The sequence below is a fragment of the Arthrobacter sp. Y3221159 genome (assembly GCF_059089885.1).
This window is the reverse complement of record NZ_JBNHFC010000005.1, coordinates 167,597-186,362: the sequence shown is the minus strand read 5'-3', so window position 1 is coordinate 186,362 and position 18,766 is coordinate 167,597. Positions and strand designations below refer to the sequence as shown.

Annotated in this window: 14 protein-coding genes; 2 read left to right on the top strand and 12 right to left on the bottom strand. The window is 65.1% G+C overall.

Translation table 11 applies throughout. From position 1 onward, the window contains the following. Positions 1-26 precede the first annotated feature (26 nt). Entirely contained in the window at positions 27-1,379 is a 1,353-nt protein-coding gene (locus AC5RT3_RS07360; RefSeq protein WP_494052366.1) for an MFS transporter, read from the bottom strand. Positions 1,380-1,521: 142 nt separating this feature from the next. Between AC5RT3_RS07360 and purH the strand changes: the two genes are divergently transcribed. Beyond that, the gene (gene purH / locus AC5RT3_RS07355) at positions 1,522-3,207 is read left to right on the top strand and encodes a bifunctional phosphoribosylaminoimidazolecarboxamide formyltransferase/IMP cyclohydrolase (RefSeq protein WP_494123880.1); all 1,686 of its coding nucleotides are present in this window, start codon (positions 1,522-1,524) and stop codon (positions 3,205-3,207) included. A 79-nt stretch (positions 3,208-3,286) separates the two neighbouring features. Here purH and AC5RT3_RS07350 read toward each other — a convergent pair whose 3' ends face one another. Beyond that, positions 3,287-3,484 carry a hypothetical protein gene (locus tag AC5RT3_RS07350; protein WP_494123879.1) on the bottom strand — a complete coding sequence of 66 codons (198 nt, stop codon included), beginning with the start codon at positions 3,482-3,484 and terminating at the stop codon, positions 3,287-3,289. Beyond that, positions 3,468-4,427 (bottom strand): trypsin-like serine peptidase, encoded by a 960-nt coding sequence (locus AC5RT3_RS07345; RefSeq protein WP_494123878.1) that lies wholly within the window; start codon positions 4,425-4,427, stop codon positions 3,468-3,470. Before AC5RT3_RS07345 ends, AC5RT3_RS07350 begins: the two co-directional genes overlap by 17 nt. Before the next feature lie 331 nt (positions 4,428-4,758). On the opposite strand from AC5RT3_RS07345, the gene AC5RT3_RS07340 reads away from it, so the two are divergent. Then, the gene (locus AC5RT3_RS07340; RefSeq protein WP_494123877.1) at positions 4,759-6,978 is read left to right on the top strand and encodes an NADP-dependent isocitrate dehydrogenase; all 2,220 of its coding nucleotides are present in this window, start codon (positions 4,759-4,761) and stop codon (positions 6,976-6,978) included. Positions 6,979-7,108: 130 nt separating this feature from the next. On the opposite strand, the gene AC5RT3_RS07335 is transcribed toward AC5RT3_RS07340, so the two are convergent. From AC5RT3_RS07335 to AC5RT3_RS07295, 9 genes are all read right to left on the bottom strand, one after another. Next, positions 7,109-7,660: a hypothetical protein gene (locus AC5RT3_RS07335; RefSeq protein ID WP_494123876.1), complete on the bottom strand. Its 552-nt coding sequence runs from the start codon at positions 7,658-7,660 to the stop codon at positions 7,109-7,111. Further along, positions 7,657-8,925 carry a serine/threonine-protein kinase gene (locus AC5RT3_RS07330; RefSeq protein WP_494123875.1) on the bottom strand — a complete coding sequence of 423 codons (1,269 nt, stop codon included), beginning with the start codon at positions 8,923-8,925 and terminating at the stop codon, positions 7,657-7,659. The genes AC5RT3_RS07335 and AC5RT3_RS07330 overlap by 4 nt, the downstream gene beginning before the upstream one ends. A 277-nt stretch (positions 8,926-9,202) precedes the next feature. Continuing rightward, entirely contained in the window at positions 9,203-10,666 is a 1,464-nt protein-coding gene (locus tag AC5RT3_RS07325; RefSeq protein WP_494123874.1) for a hypothetical protein, read from the bottom strand. 88 nt (positions 10,667-10,754) lie between these two features. Then, positions 10,755-11,702 carry a hypothetical protein gene (locus tag AC5RT3_RS07320; RefSeq protein ID WP_494123873.1) on the bottom strand — a complete coding sequence of 316 codons (948 nt, stop codon included), beginning with the start codon at positions 11,700-11,702 and terminating at the stop codon, positions 10,755-10,757. Positions 11,703-11,911: 209 nt separating this feature from the next. After that, positions 11,912-12,982, bottom strand: a complete 1,071-nt coding sequence (locus AC5RT3_RS07315; protein ID WP_494123872.1) for a Gfo/Idh/MocA family protein — start codon at positions 12,980-12,982, stop codon at positions 11,912-11,914. Positions 12,983-13,291: 309 nt separating this feature from the next. Then, positions 13,292-14,389, bottom strand: a complete 1,098-nt coding sequence (locus tag AC5RT3_RS07310) for a substrate-binding domain-containing protein (RefSeq protein WP_494123871.1) — start codon at positions 14,387-14,389, stop codon at positions 13,292-13,294. Positions 14,390-14,439: 50 nt separating this feature from the next. Then, positions 14,440-15,726 (bottom strand): multiple monosaccharide ABC transporter permease, encoded by a 1,287-nt coding sequence (gene mmsB, locus AC5RT3_RS07305; protein ID WP_494010685.1) that lies wholly within the window; start codon positions 15,724-15,726, stop codon positions 14,440-14,442. Between the two features lie 45 nt (positions 15,727-15,771). Beyond that, entirely contained in the window at positions 15,772-17,334 is a 1,563-nt protein-coding gene (gene mmsA, locus AC5RT3_RS07300; protein WP_494123870.1) for a multiple monosaccharide ABC transporter ATP-binding protein, read from the bottom strand. A 131-nt stretch (positions 17,335-17,465) separates the two neighbouring features. Then, positions 17,466-18,656, bottom strand: coding sequence for an ROK family transcriptional regulator (locus AC5RT3_RS07295; protein WP_494123869.1), 1,191 nt, complete (start codon positions 18,654-18,656; stop codon positions 17,466-17,468). Positions 18,657-18,766 lie beyond the last annotated feature (110 nt).

The following is an 18,766-nucleotide window of genomic DNA, read 5'->3' as shown; positions in this document are numbered from 1 at the left end:
CCCGGATGAGCGCGTCGAAAGCAGCCCTACTCGAGGCGGCGCTGCTTGGTCTCTGGGGAGAAGAACGCCATCCACAGCACCGCCAGCAGCACCAGCCCGCCGGCCAGGGCGAAGGATGTTGCGAGCCCCAGCTCGGGCCAGAAGTAGTTGGCGAATATGAGCGGGCCGAAGCCTGCGCCCAGCCGTGAGAACGTGGACGCCCAGCCGAAGCCGCTGCCGCGCAGCTCCGTGGGGTAGAGCTCGGACACGTAGGCGTACAGCACCGGAATGGCCACCTGCACCACGAACCCGAACACCAGCAGCCAGAACACCGCCGCTGTGGGGATGTCCACCACGAACGCCACGATCACCAGCGTCAGTGCGGACAGCGGACCGGTGATGGCCAGGATCCACTTACGGCCCACCCGCTCCACCAGGAGGGCGGCCACGATCACACCCAGCAGGCCGACGGCGGCCATGGACGCGGTGGTCACGAACGCCTTGTACTCCGCGAAGCCGGCGCCGATGAGGATGCGCGGCATCCAGGTCAGGGACAGGTAGTAGACCAGCAGGATGCTGAAGAACAGCGCCCATGCCGCAGCGGTGATCTTCCAGTTGAACTGCCACACGGACCGCAGCTGGGTCCAGGCGCTGCCGGCGGAGAGCCGCGGTACGTCCTTGGCGTCCGGCAGGCTGTAGGCGCGGGGCTCGGCCCCGGTTGCTTCCACCAGGCCGTCGATGACCTTGGCGGCCTCCTCCCGCCGGCCCTGGCGGATCAGGAACAGCGGTGACTCCGGCACGCTCCGCCGTACCCAGAAGACGAGCAGTGCTGGCAGGACCATCACCAGCATGGTGAAGCGCCAGTCGCCATACAGGGCCACCAGGCCGGCCGAGACGAAGCCCGCAAGCGCGGCTCCGATGGGCCACCAGCCGTCCATGGCGGTCAGCACCTTGCCGCGCTGCTTCCGTGGCGTGAACTCACCCACCAGTGCGTAGTCCACGGGAATGCACCCGCCCAGGCCAAAGCCGGCCATGAACCGGAACACACAGAACCAGATGAAGTCGGGGGAGAAGGCGCCGAACACGGTGAAGAGCGAGAAGATCAGCAGCGTGGCCGTGAATGCCTTCTTGCGCCCGATGGTGTCCGCGATGGTGCCCCAGACGAAGGCGCCGAGGGCCATGCCGATGAGGTTGGACGTTCCTACCCATGCCACTTCACCCGGAGTCAGTGCCCAGTGCGTGGAGAGCAGCGGAATGAGGATGCCGTTCAGGGTCACATCCCAGGCATCGAACATGAACCCGAGCCCGCCGATCAGGAAGATCCTGCCCTGGACTTTCCATCGCCAGGGCAGTTCCTGGACCACCTGCTCGCCGCTCGGCACAGTGGTGTAAGTATTCATCGCAGCCTCCTGGGAAAAACTCTAGCCGGGCCCACTGGCGTTCACACTCAGGCTGACACGCGGGGCAACCTGCGCTTCGCGATAAACTGGCCCTATCCCCACCAACCGCGGCACTGTTCCGCGAGATAAGACGGAGACATTTGTGAGCTTCACGCAGCATGAGCGCGTATCCATTGACCGTGTTCCCATCCGCCGGGCGCTGATCTCGGTATACGACAAGACCGGTCTGGAGGAACTCGCCCAGGGCCTGCACGCAGCGGGAGTGAAGCTGGTCTCCACCGGCTCCACGGCCAAGAAGATCGCCGCCGCCGGCATTCCTGTCCAGGAGGTTGAGGAAGTCACCGGCTCGCCGGAGATGCTGGACGGCCGCGTCAAGACGCTGCACCCGCGGGTCCACGGCGGCATCCTGGCGGACCGCCGCGTGCCCGCCCACATGGAAACGCTCAGCCGCATGGAGATCGAACCTTTCGACCTGGTGGTGGTGAACCTCTACCCGTTCGTGGAAACCGTCAAGTCCGGCGCGGCCCCGGACGACGTCGTCGAGCAGATCGACATCGGCGGCCCCGCCATGGTGCGGTCGGCAGCAAAGAACCACGCCGCCGTCGCGATTGTGGTGGACCCCTCCTTCTACGGCCAGGTGGTTGCCGCGGCCGCGGAGGGCGGCTTCGACCTGAAGACCCGGCGCCGGCTGGCCGCCAAGGCGTTCGCCCACACCGCTTCCTATGACAACGCCGTGGCCACCTGGACGGCCAGCCAGTTCCTGGACGAGGACGGCGACGGCGTCATCGACTGGCCCGCCTACGCCGGCCTCTCGCTGGAGCGCTCCGAGGTCCTGCGCTACGGCGAGAACCCGCACCAGCAGGCAGCCCTGTACGTGGACAAGGCCGCGCCGGTAGGCATCGCCCAGGCAGACCAGCTGCACGGCAAGGCCATGAGCTACAACAACTTCGTGGACGCCGACGCCGCCCTGCGCGCAGCCTTCGATTTCAGCGAGCCCGCCGTGGCCGTCATCAAGCATGCAAACCCCTGCGGCGTGGCCGTGGGTTCCGCGGACGCCGCCGATCCCATTGCAGATGCGCACGCCAAGGCCCACGCCTGCGACCCCGTTTCCGCGTTTGGCGGCGTGATCGCAGCCAACCGTCCCGTCACCGCCGGCATGGCCAACACCGCCAAGGACATCTTCACCGAGGTGGTCATCGCCCCGGGCTTCGAGCCGGAAGCCGTTGAGATTCTCTCCAAGAAGAAGAACATCCGCCTGCTCGCCCTGCCCGAGGGTTACGGCCGGTACCCCACGGAGTTCCGCCAGGTGTCCGGCGGCATGCTGGTCCAGGTCAGCGACAAAGTGGACGCCGACGGCGACAACCCCGCCAACTGGACGCTCGCAGCGGGTGAAGCGGCGGACGAGAAGACCCTCGCGGACCTTGCGTTCGCCTGGACCGCCTGCCGTGCGGCGAAGTCGAACGCCATCCTGCTTGCCGCTGACGGTGCCGCCGTCGGCATCGGCATGGGCCAGGTCAACCGCCTGGATTCGTGCCGCCTGGCTGTGGAGCGGGCCAACACGCTGGGCGTGACGGTGGAGTCCGACGTCGACGGTGCCGGCGGCGCGTCCAACGCCAGCGGTTCCAACGCCCCTGAGCGTGCCCGCGGGGCCGTTGCCGCCTCCGACGCGTTCTTCCCGTTCGCCGACGGGCTGCAGATCCTGATCGACGCCGGCGTCCGTGCCGTGGTCCAGCCCGGCGGTTCCGTCCGGGACGATGAAGTGATCGCGGCAGCCAACGCGGCCGGCATCACCATGTACTTCACGGGTGCGCGCCACTTCTTCCACTGATCCCCACCGCCTCCCTTAACGACAACGGCGCCTGTCCCCGCGAAGGGGACAGGCGCCGTCGTCGTTAAGGGCAGATGGTCTAGGACCCGGCTTCACCAGCGTCCGCGTCCCTCTGCTTGAGACGCGGACCCTCCGCCGGAAGCCGGAGCTCCCGGGGCTTGGCTTCTGCCATCCGCTGCTTAGTCCAGTACTCGAGGATCTCCTCGTGCGTCTGCGTCACGTCGCTGGGGGTGACCGAAGGGTCCTGGCCGGATTCGTTGCTAGGAGAGTGCTGCACTTTGGTAAGTTGCCTGGATGACCGTGCCCCAGTAGGGGCCGTACATGATGTTGGAGCCGGTGTAGCCGTAGCTGTTGACGGAGTTCTGGACGCCGGAGGAGCTGGTGCCGATGAACCACGGGCCGCCGGACGAGCCGCCGGTCATGTCGCATGGGATGCCCTGCGTGCCGAACTGCGGGTTGTTGCCGTCAGGGCTGGCCGTTCCGGTGCAGCTTTTCAGGGTCTCGCCGTTGAACGGGCGGGCCGCGGGGTAGCCGAAGGCCTTATAGGTGAGGCCGTACGCCTGGTTGAAGGCGACGCCGGACCCGCCAACGACGTCGGTCAAGTTCTGGTTGTTCAGCCGGTTCATCACGGCGAAGCCGGTGTCGTAGGCCATGTCCCCGCCGGCGCTCCACTGGGTGGGGGCGAAGTACTTCCGGGCCGTCCATTTTCCGTACGGCGTAGCCCCGTTGTCGTAGGCAGGAACAAAGATGAAGTTCGTGGCGAACGCACCCGGGCCCTCGTTGAGGCAATGCCCCGCCGTGGCTACCGTGCTCTTATTGACCGACGACACCGCGTTGGCAGAGCACACATAGTTCGCGCCACCCAGGGTGAAGAAGACCTTCCCGATGTGCTTCACCGGGGCCTCACTGGCAGCGATGGTCTGTTTGCCGCGGGTGGGGCTGACCTGCGAGCCCTTTCCCTTTTCGACGGGAACAGCTGAGCGGTTGCCGCGTTCCAGGGCCTTGCCGGCCAAAACATCGCCCGGGATGGCGCCCTTCATCCTGTCCGCCGTCCAGTATTCGGCCGCGCCGGTGCCGTCGACGGTGACGCTGGCGATGGCCGGGGTGTTCTTGTCTTCTGTGGCCGGTGCGGCTGAGGCTCCGCCGGCCGTGGCAACTGCCAGGACGGCGGCGGCGGAAAGGCTCAGGAAGCACGAAGCGAGAGACCTGGTGCGTGTCATTGGTGTCCTGTCTGAACGGGGTATCGGCCCCGGCGCGGGCCGGAGAGTGACGTAGCGAATTTACCGTCGCATGACAAGTTTGTAAATAGTAGTGACGTATCATGTAGGGCCCTGTGCCCGTTATCGGCGCGGGAAGGCAGGCTTATTCCGACGGCGGGAGGGCACGCGGGTGCGTGCCGCCGTCGGCTGTTCTGCATCGCTGTAATCCTACTCACCGCGGGGTAATCAAGCGGCGCCGGTAAGGTTCAAACCCGCGTCCTCGGGTAAGTTGTAGATGGTGAAATAGACCGACATTTCACAACCAAGCCGACCCACAGGGAGACGCCCGCGCATGTCCAAGATTATCTACACCCACACCGACGAAGCGCCGATGCTGGCTACCTATTCGTTCCTGCCCATCATCGAGGCGTTCGCTTCGACCGCAGGTGTGGAGGTGGAGACCCGCGACATTTCGCTCGCCGGCCGCATCATCGCCGTGTTCGGTGACTACCTCACCCCGGAGCAGCAGATCGGTGACGCACTTGCTGAACTGGGCGAACTGGCGAAGACGCCGGAAGCCAACATCATCAAGCTGCCGAACATCAGCGCGTCCATCCCGCAGCTGAAGGCCGCTATTGCAGAGCTGCAGGGCCAGGGCTATGCACTGCCGGACTACCCGGACAACCCCTCCTCGGATGAGGAGACGGCCATCCGCTCCCGCTACGACAAGATCAAGGGCTCGGCCGTGAACCCGGTCCTGCGCGAGGGCAACTCGGACCGCCGGGCACCACTGTCCGTCAAGAACTACGCCCGCCAGAACCCGCACTCCATGGGGGCCTGGACCGCAGACTCCAAGACCAACGTGGCCACCATGGGCAAGGACGACTTCCGCTCCAACGAGAAGTCGGTGGTCATCGAGTCCGAGGGCACCATCGCCATCCAGCTGGTCCGCGAAGACGGCTCCGTGAAGGTCCTGAAGAAGGCCTTCTCGGTCCAGGCCGGCGAGGTTGTGGACGGCACCGTCATGCGCGCCGCCGCACTGGACGAATTCCTCAAGGCCCAGGTTGCCCGCGCCAAGGAAGAGGGCGTGCTGTTCTCCGCACACCTGAAGGCCACCATGATGAAGGTTTCCGACCCCATCATCTTCGGCCACGTGGTGAAGGCCTACTTCTCGGAGCTTTTCGAGACCTACGGCAAACAGCTCGCCGCCGCCGGCATCAGCCCGAACAACGGCCTGGCCGCCATCCTGAGCAGCCTCGAAGACCTGCCCGAGGACGTGCGCGAAGGCGTCCAGTCGCTGATCAAGAAGGGCCTCGAAGACGGTCCGGCGCTGGCTATGGTGGACTCGGACAAGGGCATCACCACCCTGAACGTCCCGTCCGACGTCATCGTGGACGCGTCCATGCCGGCCATGATCCGCAGCTCCGGCCACATGTGGGGCCCGGACGGCAAGGAAGCCGACACCCTGGCCGTCCTGCCGGACAGCTCCTACGCCGGCATCTACCAGGTGGTCATCGATGACTGCCGCGCCAACGGCGCCTACGACCCCACCACCATGGGGACCGTGCCGAACGTTGGCCTCATGGCGCAGGCCGCAGAGGAATACGGCAGCCACGACAAGACCTTCGAGATCCAGGAGCCGGGAACCGTCCAGATCGTTGACGGCTCCGGCAACGTCCTGATCGAACACCAGGTCTCCGAGGGCGACATCTGGCGCGCCTGCCAGACCAAGGACCTCCCCATCCGCGACTGGGTCAAGCTGGCCGTCACCCGCGCCCGCGCCTCCCAGACCCCCGCCGTGTTCTGGCTGGACGAGGAGCGCGCCCACGACGCCAACCTCATCGCCAAGGTCAACGAGTACCTGAAGGACCACGACACCGAGGGCCTGGACATCCAGATCATGTCCCCGGTCAAGGCCATCGCCTACACCCTGGAGCGGATCCGCAAGGGCGAGGACACCATCTCCGTGTCCGGCAACGTCCTCCGCGACTACCTCACGGACCTGTTCCCCATCCTGGAACTGGGCACCAGCGCCAAGATGCTCTCCGTTGTTCCGCTGATGAACGGTGGCGGCCTCTTCGAAACCGGCGCCGGCGGTTCCGCGCCGAAGCACGTCCAGCAGCTCCTGAAGGAAAACCACCTGCGCTGGGACAGCCTCGGTGAGTTCCTGGCCCTGGCCGTCAGCTTCGAGCACCTGGCCACCACGGCGGGCAACGCCCGCGCACAGGTCCTCGCAGACACCCTGGACCGCGCCACCGGCACCTTCCTGCTCGAGAACAAGTCCCCGAGCCGCCGCGCCGGCGAGCTCGACAACCGCGGCAGCCACTACTTCCTGGCCCGCTACTGGGCCGAGGAACTGGCCAAGCAGACGGACGACGCCGACCTCGCCGCCGCCTTCAGCTCCGTCGCCGACGAGCTGACCTCGAAGGAGGACACGATCGTCGGCGAGCTGGCCGAGGTCCAGGGTTCGCCCGTGGACATCGGAGGCTACTACCGTCCGGACGACGCCAAGGCTTCGGCAGTGATGCGCCCGTCGGCCACCCTGAACAAGGTCATTGCCACCCTGAGCTAGGTGAAGCGCTGCTGCGGCAGCCGTAAAGACAAAGGAGGCGGTGGCCCGGTAAACGGGGCGCCGCCTCCTTCGTCATGACAGGTGAATGGTGGCTGAGCCAAATTGAGGCCAGATCAGAGCCTGCAGCGGCTTAGTCGTTGCCCTTGCCCCTGTCGTCCCTCTTGTCGTCGTCCTTGTCGTCATCCTTGTCGGCTTCCTGCGGCTGGGGCTCCGGCACCGGAGTGGGTGCCGGCTCCTGGACGGCCGGGGGAGGAGCCTGGGTAGCGGCCTGCTCAACTGCGGCCTGGTCAGCTGCCGCCTGCTCAGCCGTGGCTTTATCCGCTGCCGCCTGCTCAGCCGTGGCTTTTTCCGCTGCAGCCTTTTCCGCCGCGGCTATTGCATCCTCGAGGTCTGCGCGCACAGCAGTGGCGATGGTGGTGATGCTCCGCCGTCGTTCCTCGGAAATATCGCCCTTTGCCTGGGCAGCTTCAAGCTCGGCTTCGAGCCCGTCCAGGGCTTTCAGGGCTGCCGCAGGGTCGCTTTGCGACGAAGCCTGCGTCACCTCAAGGACCCGGGCCTGGAGCTGGCGGGCAGCATCACGCTGCAGTCCCGTTTCCGCGGTAGCGCAGCCGGTGAGCAGGCTTGCTGCCACCAGGGTGGCTGACCAGGCAAGGGCCAGCCGGTTGCCCCGGTTAAACCTCACGGTTCCACGCTTTTCTGCAATTCTTCCAAATGCTCACCCAGGACGCCGGTCACCTCGGGATAGGGCACGACGTCGGCGGGAGCCTGGGCGTTGAGGGTCATCAGGACCGCGGCGACAGCCGCGGCAACCACCACCAGCCCCATGACCACGGCCAACCAAAAGCGCTTAGTCCGGGTTTGCGGATGCAAGGAAGGTCCTGCGGCAGGATTGTCAGCCGGTGCAGGCTGGACGGCCTGCGGTTCAGGGCGGGCTGCTGCGGGTTCTTCCTGTGCTGCTGCAGGTGCGGGTTTATCGGGGGAAGCAGCCGCCTCGCGGATCTCTTCCACCGATTCCTCGGCAGTGATGGAAGGCGGGTGGAAAGGCATGGCGGGCAGTACCCTGGTTGTTTCCGGCGCCAGCTCCCCGGGGGTCGAGGCCGGTGACACCAGAGCCTGCCGCAGCGCGGTTTCGATGTCCGCGGCGGCTGGCCGCTCCAGCGGCTCGATGGCGGTCATGGAGCGGATGAGGTCTGCCCATTCGGAGGGGACGTCGTCCGGGATCTCGGGTGCCCGGTGCAGGCGGGCAACTGCAGACTCCACCGCGCCGCCCGGGTACTCCACCGCGCCCTTGATGCATTCCAAAAGCACGAGGCCCAGCGAATAAATATCGGATGCGGGGGAGAGGGGCTGGCCCATGGCCTGTTCAGGGCTGAGGTAGGCGGCCGTTCCCACCATGGTTCCGGTCGCCGTGAGCCTGGTTGAATCGGCGATCCGGGCGATGCCGAAGTCGGTCAGCTTCGGGCGCAGCGGCTCGCCGGGACGGATCTGGACCAACAAGATGTTCGCGGGCTTGATGTCCCGGTGAATAATGCCGAGTCCGTGGACGTAGGCCAGGGCATCGGCGATGCCCGCGCCGATGACGGCCAACTCCTCCAGCGGGACGGTGCTGTGCCGGATCCGGGTGCGCAGGTCCTGGCCCTCCACCAGTTCCATGGTGAGGAACGGGCGGGGCTCGTCGGGTATGCGGTCATCGATCCCGGCGTCGAAAAGGGTGACCAGGCCCGGATGATTCAGTGTGGCCAGAAGCTGGATTTCTGCTTCCTGGCGCTTCAGTTCATCGGCGTCCGGGGCCTGCGGTGCGAAGAGCTTGAGGGCTACATCGCGGCCCAGGTTTTCGTCCCGGGCACAATACACGGATGACATTCCGCCACGGCCAATAACTTCACCCAACCGATAACGTCCGCCAACCACTTCATTCGTAATGGAGCTAGGCGATTCCGCCACCATGACCGTTCCTCCCGGTGCGCTGCGGCACTGTCGTACTCAAATTATACGGGGGCTACGGCCGAACTAGCGATTGGTCCGGATGTACCGGTGGGGGCATACCGGTGGTCCGGAGGCGAAACAGGTGCTTTCGCCACCGGACCACCAGCCACAAGGACATGTGTGCTGAGGACATGTTTGCGTTTGATTTTGGTGCTTCTAGGGGCCTCATCTCCTTCAGCCTGCTGGTTGCTGCCGCTTCAGGCGCATGACGCAGGCGTTGTCTGATCCTTTAGTACGGTTAGGACACCTTGCGCTTGCGAAGCATCAGGAGTCCGGCCACCAGCAGCAGCAGGGCGAGCGGGACCAGGGAGGCGTCCATGCCCGTGTTTGCCAGGGTATTGGCGGACCGGGGCTGCACGTTCCGCTCGGTGGTGTCCGCCGCAATGGCGCCGCCCACCGCGGTGGAACCTGCCGGTGCTACGGAGAAGCTGCCGGTCCCGGCGGTGGCAGTGCCCCCGCCGTTGGCGCCGTTGTTCGTGCCCGTGGTGCCGTTGTCGGTACCATTTCCGCTGCCGGAGCTGTTATCGGTGCCGGGGTTGTCCGTGCCGGGATCAAGGGTGCCAACACCGCCGGTGTTGCCGTCACCCGGAGTGCCGGTGCCGGGGTTTTCGGTGCCGTTGCCGCCGCCCACGACGCCGATACCTAGGTCAATCCCGAGATCGACACCTGCATCGAGACTGCCGTTGCCGCCGGTGGTGCCGGTTCCGAGGTCGAGGCCGAGGGCGGCGTCTACGACGGTGTCGAGTCCGCCGGTGGTGCCGTCTGTGCCGGTGACGTTTCCGAGGCCCAGGTTGAGGCCAAGGGCTGCGTCAACGGCGGCATCGAGTCCGCCGGTGGTGCCGTCTGTGCCGGTGACGTTTCCGAGGCCGAGGGCTGCGTCAACGGCGGCATCCAGGCCTCCGGTGGTTCCGTCCGTACCCGTCACACCGCCCAACCCCAGAGCTACGTCGGCGGCAACGGCTGCATCTGTTGCTACGCCATCTCCGCTACCGGCGCCCAGGGTGATGTCAGCTGCTGCAGCCACATCAGTGGCGCCTGTGCCTGTGCCGGTGGCTGTGCCAAGGGCGAGGGCGGCGTCTGCGGCTACGGCCACGTCCGTTGCGGTCGTATCGGCTACCGTTCCGGTCCCGAGGCCGACGGCGACATCGGCTGCAGCGGCGACGTCGGTGGTACCCGTGGCCGTGCCGAGGGCGAGGGCGGCGTCTGCGGCTACGGCCACGTCCGTGGCGGTCGTATCGGCAACCGTTCCGGTCCCGAGGCCGACGGCGACATCGGCTGCAGCGGCGACGTCGGTGGTACCCGTGGCCGTGCCGAGGCCCAGATCGACGTCGGCGACAGCGGCCAGGTCAGTGGTGCCTGTGCCGGTTCCCGTGGCGGTGCCCAGGGCGAGGGCGGCGTCTGCGGCTACGGCCACGTCCGTCCCGGTCGTATCGACAATGGTTCCGGTTCCGAGGCCGACGGCGACGTCAGCTACGACGGCGGCATCTGCTACGGCGGCGACGTCCGTTGAGCCGGACGGCGTTGGGTCACCCAGCAGGCCCAACGACGTCGTGTCAGCGGACGCCGCCGCCGAGATGAGGGCGGAGGCGGAAAGATCCGATCCGCTAGTGGTGTCCGCAGCGTTTGCCGCGGTGCAGCCGACGGCTAGGAGCCCGCCGGCAAAGAGGGTGCCAAGCAGCCCCCTGCGAAGGTTGGAACTCATGGTGATGTCTCCTGAAAGAGTTGAGGTTCGAGCGCTGGTCAGCTGCCCGTATGGCCACGTGCTGCCCAAAAGGGCAGGGTGGACTCAACTAGTCAGGAGAAGAACCGGGGTCGAAGGACACCGGTGCGGGAGCGTGCTCGGGAGCATCGTCGGCGAGTACTGCGCCGACATCAGGAAGCTTGAAGTCGAAGGAGTTCAGCCACGCGGCGGAGCCGGAAGAACCGGCGGGGGAACCGCTGCTGCCGCTGCCTGAACCGGGCGCAGCCGGGACCTGGGCAGGGTGCGGTGAGGCCTCCGTCGTATCGGGCTGGTCACCAGTCATTGCAGGCACGGTGCGGCCGGCCGGGGGAACGGCAGATGTGCCCGCGAGAGCGGTTGCCTCCGTGCCGGCCGTTCCTGCTCCCCGAATGGTTTGATCAGCGCCAATAGCGCCGTCGCCGGCAGGCACCACATCGGTCACTGCAGATGCGCTTCCGGAATCTGCAGGTACGGCCGGAAGGACGTCCAGAGCAGGTTCTTCCCCGGCTGCCACCTCGGGCAGTTCGGGAACCGGAACAGGAAGCGGAGCAGTGCCGGTCACAACATCCGCTACTGGCTGCAGTACGGGCTCAAGTGCAGGAAGAGTCTCAACGACCGGTGGCACAACAGTTTCCACCACGGCGGTGGTTGCGCCGTCGGCAATCTGTGCAACTGGCGCGGAAATGGCATCAACGGTGCCGGCCGGAACCACCTGGTTCACCACCGGTACGGAGGCAACGAGGTTATCCGCCACAGTTGAGACCTGCCCCGCTACGGGTTGCAGCAGGCGGGCCGCAGGTGGCGCCGCGGGGACCTGGACAGGTGGTGCGGGCAGTGCCGGGACAAGACTCTCCGTCACCGACTGCGTTGAGCTGGTGACGCCCCCCAACAGGGATGATGTGTCCGGAAGCAGGTCTGCAGAGGCGGACGTGGCCGAGAATGTCAGCCAGGTGAAGGCAGCGGCGCCGGCCATAAGGACCGGCCGCAGGGCACGCCACGGTGAATGAGCTTCACCCACGCGTACCACCCCCAGTACTGCTGCATTCGACGATGCCTATAGCGTAAGACCGGATATTGCGGAAAGTCTAGGGAGTTCTAAAACAAATCGACAAACTCAAAACATTCCCGGGTAAACATCATGACAGCTCGCAAATGTCCGTCATGCAAATGTTCGCAGGAGAAAAACAGGCAGGCGTTCTAATGCGAATCCGCCTATCAGTTATGCCTTCAGTGGCTGTCATTCGGGTAGCTGACGCCGAGCTGTGCACGCACGCCATCAAAGAGACGCATCGTGTTCAGCGAATCCTCGAGCGGCATCACGGGGCTTTCGATGAGGCCCTGCTGGATGCAGCGCGTTACCTCACGCAGCTCGTAGGTGTAACCCTTGCCCACGACTTCGAAGGTCTCGGTCCTGTGGTCGGTACGGCCTGTGACAACGCTGAGTTTGTGGGGGTTGTTGATGGACCCGATGCTTTGCAGGAAGCCGAGGTTGCCGGCCACGGTAGCGGTGCGTGGACCGTGGGACAACAGCGATGAGGTGAGTTGGACCTGCGCGCCGTCGCTGTAGCCAAGGGTCATCGCGTTCTGGGCGTCCACGCCGTCGTCGTTGACGAAGCCTGTGGCGCTGACCGTCTGGGGAAAGCCCAGGGTTCCCAGCGCCCAGAGCAGGGGGTAGACCGAAATGTCCAGGAGTGCTCCGCCGCCGTCCCCGCGTGCCCACAGTCGGGAGGTGGGGGAGTACGGAGCGGGGAAGCCGAGGTCGGCCGAGACCCAATGAAGGTCTCCGAGTTCGCCGGAGGCGGCAATCTCGAACGCCCGCTGCATGGCCGGCAGGAAGCGGCTCCAGACTGCCTCCATCAGGAACAGGTTGCGGCTCCCGGCGACGTCGATGAGCTCCGCGGCTTCGCGGGCATTGACGGTGAATGCCTTTTCGCAGAGGACGTGCTTGCCGGCGTTGAGGGCCGCGAGGACAATCTGGTGGTGCTGGGCATGCGGGGTGGCGACATAGACGACGTCCACCGCCTCATCGGCGAGCAGTCGCTGGTAGCCGTGCACGCCGTCGTCGTCCCCGTATGCAGTGAAGACGCCGTACGCCGCGGCGAAGGCGTCTGCCGTCCCCTGGCCCCGGGAACTGACGGCATAAAGTTCCGCGTCCTCCAGCAGGGCAAGGTCCTGGGCCACTGACCGGGCAACGCCGCCAGTGGCGATGATTCCCCAGCGCAGGGAGTCCCCGGTGGCGGAACGGGGGTCCGTGTTGGGCTGGCTGGACAGCCACGGCGTGGCGATGGGCGCGCTCATGGCCCAATCCTGTCACAGCGCTGCGGAAGGGTTTGCTGTTTACCCGCCAAAACTGCGCCGGCGTTCGGGAATGGGCCGCCGGAAGTGAGAGAGCGTTCGTCAGGAGGGCCCCAGAGGTGGAGCGGCAGCTTTGGGTCGGGGCCCGGCGGATGCCTAGAGCTATAAGGCATTCACCACCCCGCAGGCAGTGCGAAACCACGCGCTGCAGTTCACGGGCCCGGGAGTGCTGGCCGTCAAGCGGTAAAGCTCCTGCAACATGAGGAAAGCCCGGGCCTCCGAAGCGGAGGACCGGGCTTTTCCGGAGTGGGACTACTTGGTGATGGGTTCGAGTACGGGATCGCCCTGGTAAGCGGTCTTCACGTTCTCGGAGGTGACGATGACTGGCTCCAGCAGGTAGGCCGGGACAGTCTTGACCCCGTTGTTGTAGGAGTTGGGATCGTTGATCTCCAGTTCCTTGCCGGCCTGGAGGTCCTTCACCATGGTGATGGCGTGCTCCACGAGCTTGCGGGTGTCCTTGTTGATGGTGGAGTACTGCTCGCCGGCCATGATCGACTTGACAGACTCAACCTCGGAGTCCTGGCCGGTGACGACGGGGATCTCCTTGCCGGCGGCCTTGACGGAGGTCAGGACTGCGCGGGCCAAGGTGTCGTTGGGGGAGAGGACGCCGTCGAGCGACTCGCTGGAGTAGCTGCCGGTGAGCAGGGTGTCTGCGCGGCGCTGGGCGTTCTCAGCCTTCCAGCCCTGCGTGACAGCCTGTTCGAAGTCGGTCTGGCCGGAAAGGACCTTCAGGGTGCCGTCGTCGATCTTCGGCTTGAGGACGCTCATGGCGCCGTCGAAGAAGACCTTCGCGTTGGCGTCGTCAGGAGAGCCGGCGAAGAGTTCGATGTTGTAAGGACCGGAACCCTTCTTCTCTTCGAGGCCTTCCAGCAGTGCCTGGCCCTGGAGCTCGCCCACCTTGAAGTTGTCGTAAGCCACGTAGTAGTCCACGTTCTCGGTGTTCAGCAGCAGGCGGTCATAGGCGATGACGATGGCACCGGAATCTTTGGCCTGTTTGAGCTGGGTGCCCAGCTGGGAGCCGTCGATGGCGCCCACGATGATGACCTTGGCACCCTTGGTGACCATGGCGCTGACCTGGTTCTGCTGTTCGGACACGCCGCCGTTGGCGAACTGCACGTCAGGCTTGAAGCCAGCCTCGCTGAGGCCCTCATTGAACAGCTTCTCCGCGAGGACCCAGTTTTCACTGGTCTTCTGCGGAAGTGCGACGCCAATGGAGGCGCCCTCTTCGAATCCGCCAGCACCCTCGGTCCCGCCGCCCGTGCCGGTTTCCGAACGGCCGCAGCCCGTCAGCGCCAGTGCTGCGATGGCAGCTACCGCTGCGGCCTTTCCTGCTTTACCAAACATACGCATTGTTGGTTCTCTTTCTCTTTTGTGGTGAAACGCTATTCAGGCTGTAAGGCTCAGGCTTCCCGGGCGATTGCTTCCTTGGTGGAGGTGGTCTCGTCCGGCTGGAGGGGGTTGCTGGGGCCGCCACCGGAGGGGCGGTTGAAGTTTTGGGTGAGCAGGCCGATGATCGACTTCTTGCCCTGGCTCTTGTTGTAAACGTCAAAGGCGACGGCGATCAGGAGCACCAGGCCTTTGATGATCTGGGTGAGGTCCGCGCCAATGCCCAGGAGCTGCAGGCCGTTGTTCAGGACTGCCATGACCAGGCCACCGATAATGGATCCGACCACGGTGCCCACACCGCCGGTGACAGCTGCACCGCCGATGAAGACTGCGGCGATGGCGTCAAGTTCCCAGCCGACGCCGTCGAACGGTCCGGATGCGGTGGACCGGCCCACGAAGATCATGCCCGCCAGGCCGGCCAGGATGGACATGTTCATCATGACCAGGAAGTTGACCTTCTTGGACTGGACGCCGGACAGTTCGGCCGCGTGACGGTTGCCACCCACTGCGTAGACGTGGCGGCCCAGGACGGTGCGGGAGGAGATGAAGCCGTAGATCAGGACCAGGACTGCCAGGATGAGGCCGGGGATCGGGAACGACGTGCCGGGCCGACCGGTGGCGAAGAGGTATGTGGCGTAGAGGATGGCGGCCGCGATCAGGACCAGTTTCAGTGCGGTGACCCACATTTCCGGGACCTCCGCGCCGAGGGCCTTGGCGCGTGCACGGGACCGGAGTTCGCCCCAGACCACAAATGCAGCGGCGGCGATGCCCAGCAGGAGGGTGAGGTTGTTGAACCCGGTGTTCGGGCCGACTTCGGGAAGGTAGCCTGCCCCGAGGTACTGGAAATCGCTCGGGACCGGGATGGTGTTGGACTTGCCGACGAACTGGTTGAAGCCGCGGAAGAGGAGCATGCCGGCGAGCGTGACGATGAATGCGGGTATCCCCACGTAGGCGACCCACCACCCTTGCCAGGCGCCGATCAGCGCCCCGAGCGCCAGGCCCAGGAGCACGCCGGCGTACCAGGGGATGCCCCAGTCCCTGATGGCCAGGGCAACGGTGACCCCTACGAAGGCTGCAATGGAGCCCACGGAGAGGTCGATATGCCCGGCGATGATGACCAGGACCATGCCGATGGCCAGGATCAGGATGTAGGAGTTGCCGTTGAAGAGGTTGATGACGTTGCCGGGGGTGAGGGTCCGGCCGTCGGTGGCGATTTGGAAGAAGACGATCAGTGCCACAAGGGCGAAGATCATGCCGAACTGGCGGGTGTTGCCGCCAAACAGCTTTTTGAGGGCGTTCATGGTGTCAGTCCTTGTGTCCGGAAGGTTCTGGGATGATCCAGAGGGTCAGGCGGCTTCGGCTTTTCGTGCGGAGGTCATTAGTTTCATCAGGCTTTCCTGGCTGGCCTCGTCTTTGTTGAGGACGCCGGTGATGGCGCCTTCGAAGATGGTGTAGATGCGGTCGGACAGGCCCAGGAGTTCGGGGAGCTCCGAAGAGATGACGATGACCCCCTTCCCCTGGTTGGCGAGCTGCTGGATGATGCCGTAGATCTCGTACTTGGCGCCAACGTCGATGCCGCGGGTGGGTTCATCCAGGATCAGCAGGTCCGGATCGGTGAACATCCACTTCGACAGGACCACCTTCTGCTGGTTGCCGCCGGAGAGCTTGGCAACCCCTTCCTCCACGGACGGGGTCTTGGTGCGCAGCGACTTGCGGTACTGCTCAGCCACCGTGAATTCCTGGTTGGGATCCACCACGAAGTTGCGGCTGATCTTCTTCAAGTTGGCAGCCACCGTGGTGGTTTTGATGTCGTCCAGCAGGTTCAGCCCCAGGGACTTGCGGTCCTCCGTGACGTAGCCCAGCCCGGCGTCAATGGCCTGGCGGACGGACTTCAGGGTGATTTCCTTGCCGTCCTTGTAGATCTGGCCGCTGATGAACCGGCCGTAGGAGCGGCCGAAGACGGAGCGGGCAAGCTCGGTGCGGCCCGCGCCCATGAGCCCGGCGAACCCGACGATTTCGCCCCGGCGGACGAAGAAGCTGGAGTTCTTGCAGACCAGCCGGTCCTGCACGTTGGGATGCCCCACGGTCCAGTTCTTGACCTCGAAGAACACCTCGCCGATCTTGGGCGTGTGGTCCGGGAACCGGGATTCGAGCGCGCGGCCCACCATGCCCTTGATGATGCGGTCCTCATCCACGCCGTCGGCCTTCACGTTCAGCGTTTCGATGGACTTGCCGTCACGGATGATGGTGATCTCGTCGGCAATCTGCTCAATCTCGTTGAGCTTGTGGGAGATGATGATGCTGGTGATGCCCTTGCCCTTCAGGCCCAGCATCAGGTCCAGCAGGTGCTGGGAGTCAGACTCGTTCAGCGCTGCAGTGGGCTCGTCCAGGATAAGGATCTTCACGGACTTGTTCAGGGCCTTGGCGATTTCCACCAGCTGCTGCTTGCCGACGCCGATTTCCTTGATGGGGGTGTCGGGGTCCTCGCGCAGGCCCACCCGGGCCAGGAGGTCCAGGGACCGGAGCCGTGCTTCCGCCCAGTCAATGACGCCGCGCTTGGTGGGTTCGTTGCCCAGGAAGATGTTCTCCATGATGGACAGTTCCGGGATCAGCGCCAGCTCCTGGTGGATGATCACGATGCCGGCGTGCTCGCTGGCCCGGATGTCCCGGAACTGCTGGACCTGCCCCTGGTAGACGATGTCGCCGTCGTAACTGCCGTAGGGATATACCCCCGAAAGGACCTTCATCAGGGTTGACTTGCCGGCGCCGTTCTCACCGCAGATCGCGTGGATCTCTCCCGCTTTAACCCGCAGGCTTACGTTATCCAACGCCTTCACGCCGGGGAATTCCTTGGTGATGGACCGCATCTCCAGGATGATCGGTTCGTTTTGCCTGGCCTGGGACGTCATAAGCCCTAACCCTCCAATGCAATGACTTCTTTGTCCGGCCGGCAAAGCGCAGGGCCGTCTGATGAAAAAGTAAACTGGATCACAGCTGTTGTCGTCAAGTCTTGAACGCAATTGCCGGATAACGAAACGGTCTAGCTTTTCCTGATTCCGGCATGCTGGAACACCAGCGCCGCCGCCCCAAGCGCTTCGGCACGGTCCCCGAGGGAGGACATGGTCAGGGTGGTGGTTTCGCCGATCACCGGCACCGCGTGCCGCACGAGGCCGCGGCGGATCGGATCCAGCAGCAGGTCGCCGAGGCCCGCCAGGGGCCCGCCCACTACGATCACTTCCGGGTTGATCAAGTTGGCAACATTGCCCAGGGCGCGGCCCACGGACAGACCTGCGTCGTCCACGACGCGCAGCGTCGCGGGGTCCCGGTTCAAGGCCTTCCGGACGATGTCTGCAGGCGTCAGGGGCCGGTCCTCCCCGCGGCTAAGGAGCTCGATCATGGTGGTGGTGGAGGCGATGGTTTCCAGGCAGCCACGGTTCCCGCAGCGGCAGACAAGGCCCTGCTCGTGAATGGTCGCGTGGCCTATCTCGCCGGTGATCCCAACGTTCCCGTAGTAGGGGGCGCCGTTGAGGATCAACCCTGCGCCAATGCCCGAACCGATCTTCAGGAACATCAGGTTGCTGACCCCTGTGTGCTGCCCCCAGGTCACCTCCGACCACGCGCCCAGATTCGCGTCGTTGTCAACAAGTACGGGTATTCTCAAGGTTTCCTCAATGTGCTGGAGGATGTTGATACCCACCCATTCGGGAAGGATGGCCCCCTGCGCCACGGTTCCGGTCCGGCGGTCGATGGGTCCAGGAATTCCGACGCCGGCACCCACCACGGCGGACCGTTCAATGCCGCTGTCCTGCAACAGTTTGTCCAGCAGGACGACGGCGGCCTGGATCCCCTCCTCTGCCTGGTGGCCGAGGGGAAGCATCACCGATTCCTCCGCAATGATGTGGTAGCTGAGCGAAGCGAGGACCACCCGCAGATGCCGCCGGCCAAAGTCGATCCCCACCGCCACGGCACCGTTGCTGTTGAGCCTGACGTTCAGCGCCCGGCGGCCGGAACTGGTGATCGGTTCCGTGGATGCGAGGCCCGTGTCCAGCATGATTTTGACGATGTTGGACACCGTTGCGGTGGAGAGGCCCGTCTGCCGGGCAAGCTCTGCCTGGGTGGACGGACCGCCCATCAGGCTCTCGATGATCCGCTGCTGGTTCAACTGCCGCAGGGCAGACTGGGAACCCGGATTTTTTGGCTTGCTCCTCGTTGAGCGCGGGGTTGCGGACATGCTAAGAAGATTGCCCTATCCGCAGTCTTGGCGTCAAGAAGTTAACGCATTACTGCTGCAGGGCCGCATGCGGAGGGCCGGGACGATCCGGCCGCCTAGATTCGCCCTGC

Excerpts from the sequence above, each read along its gene's own strand:
- AC5RT3_RS07360 (WP_494052366.1), bottom strand. The coding sequence starts at position 1,379 with ATGAATACTTACACCACTGTGCCGAGCGGCGAGCAGGTGGTCCAGGAA.
- AC5RT3_RS07345 (WP_494123878.1), bottom strand. The coding sequence starts at position 4,427 with ATGACACGCACCAGGTCTCTCGCTTCGTGCTTCCTGAGCCTTTCCGCC.
- AC5RT3_RS07340 (WP_494123877.1), top strand. The coding sequence starts at position 4,759 with ATGTCCAAGATTATCTACACCCACACCGACGAAGCGCCGATGCTGGCT.
- AC5RT3_RS07330 (WP_494123875.1), bottom strand. The coding sequence starts at position 8,925 with ATGGTGGCGGAATCGCCTAGCTCCATTACGAATGAAGTGGTTGGCGGA.
- AC5RT3_RS07325 (WP_494123874.1), bottom strand. The coding sequence starts at position 10,666 with ATGAGTTCCAACCTTCGCAGGGGGCTGCTTGGCACCCTCTTTGCCGGC.
- AC5RT3_RS07315 (WP_494123872.1), bottom strand. The coding sequence starts at position 12,982 with ATGAGCGCGCCCATCGCCACGCCGTGGCTGTCCAGCCAGCCCAACACG.
- AC5RT3_RS07310 (WP_494123871.1), bottom strand. The coding sequence starts at position 14,389 with ATGCGTATGTTTGGTAAAGCAGGAAAGGCCGCAGCGGTAGCTGCCATC.
- mmsB (WP_494010685.1), bottom strand. The coding sequence starts at position 15,726 with ATGAACGCCCTCAAAAAGCTGTTTGGCGGCAACACCCGCCAGTTCGGC.
- mmsA (WP_494123870.1), bottom strand. The coding sequence starts at position 17,334 with ATGACGTCCCAGGCCAGGCAAAACGAACCGATCATCCTGGAGATGCGG.
- AC5RT3_RS07295 (WP_494123869.1), bottom strand. The coding sequence starts at position 18,656 with ATGTCCGCAACCCCGCGCTCAACGAGGAGCAAGCCAAAAAATCCGGGT.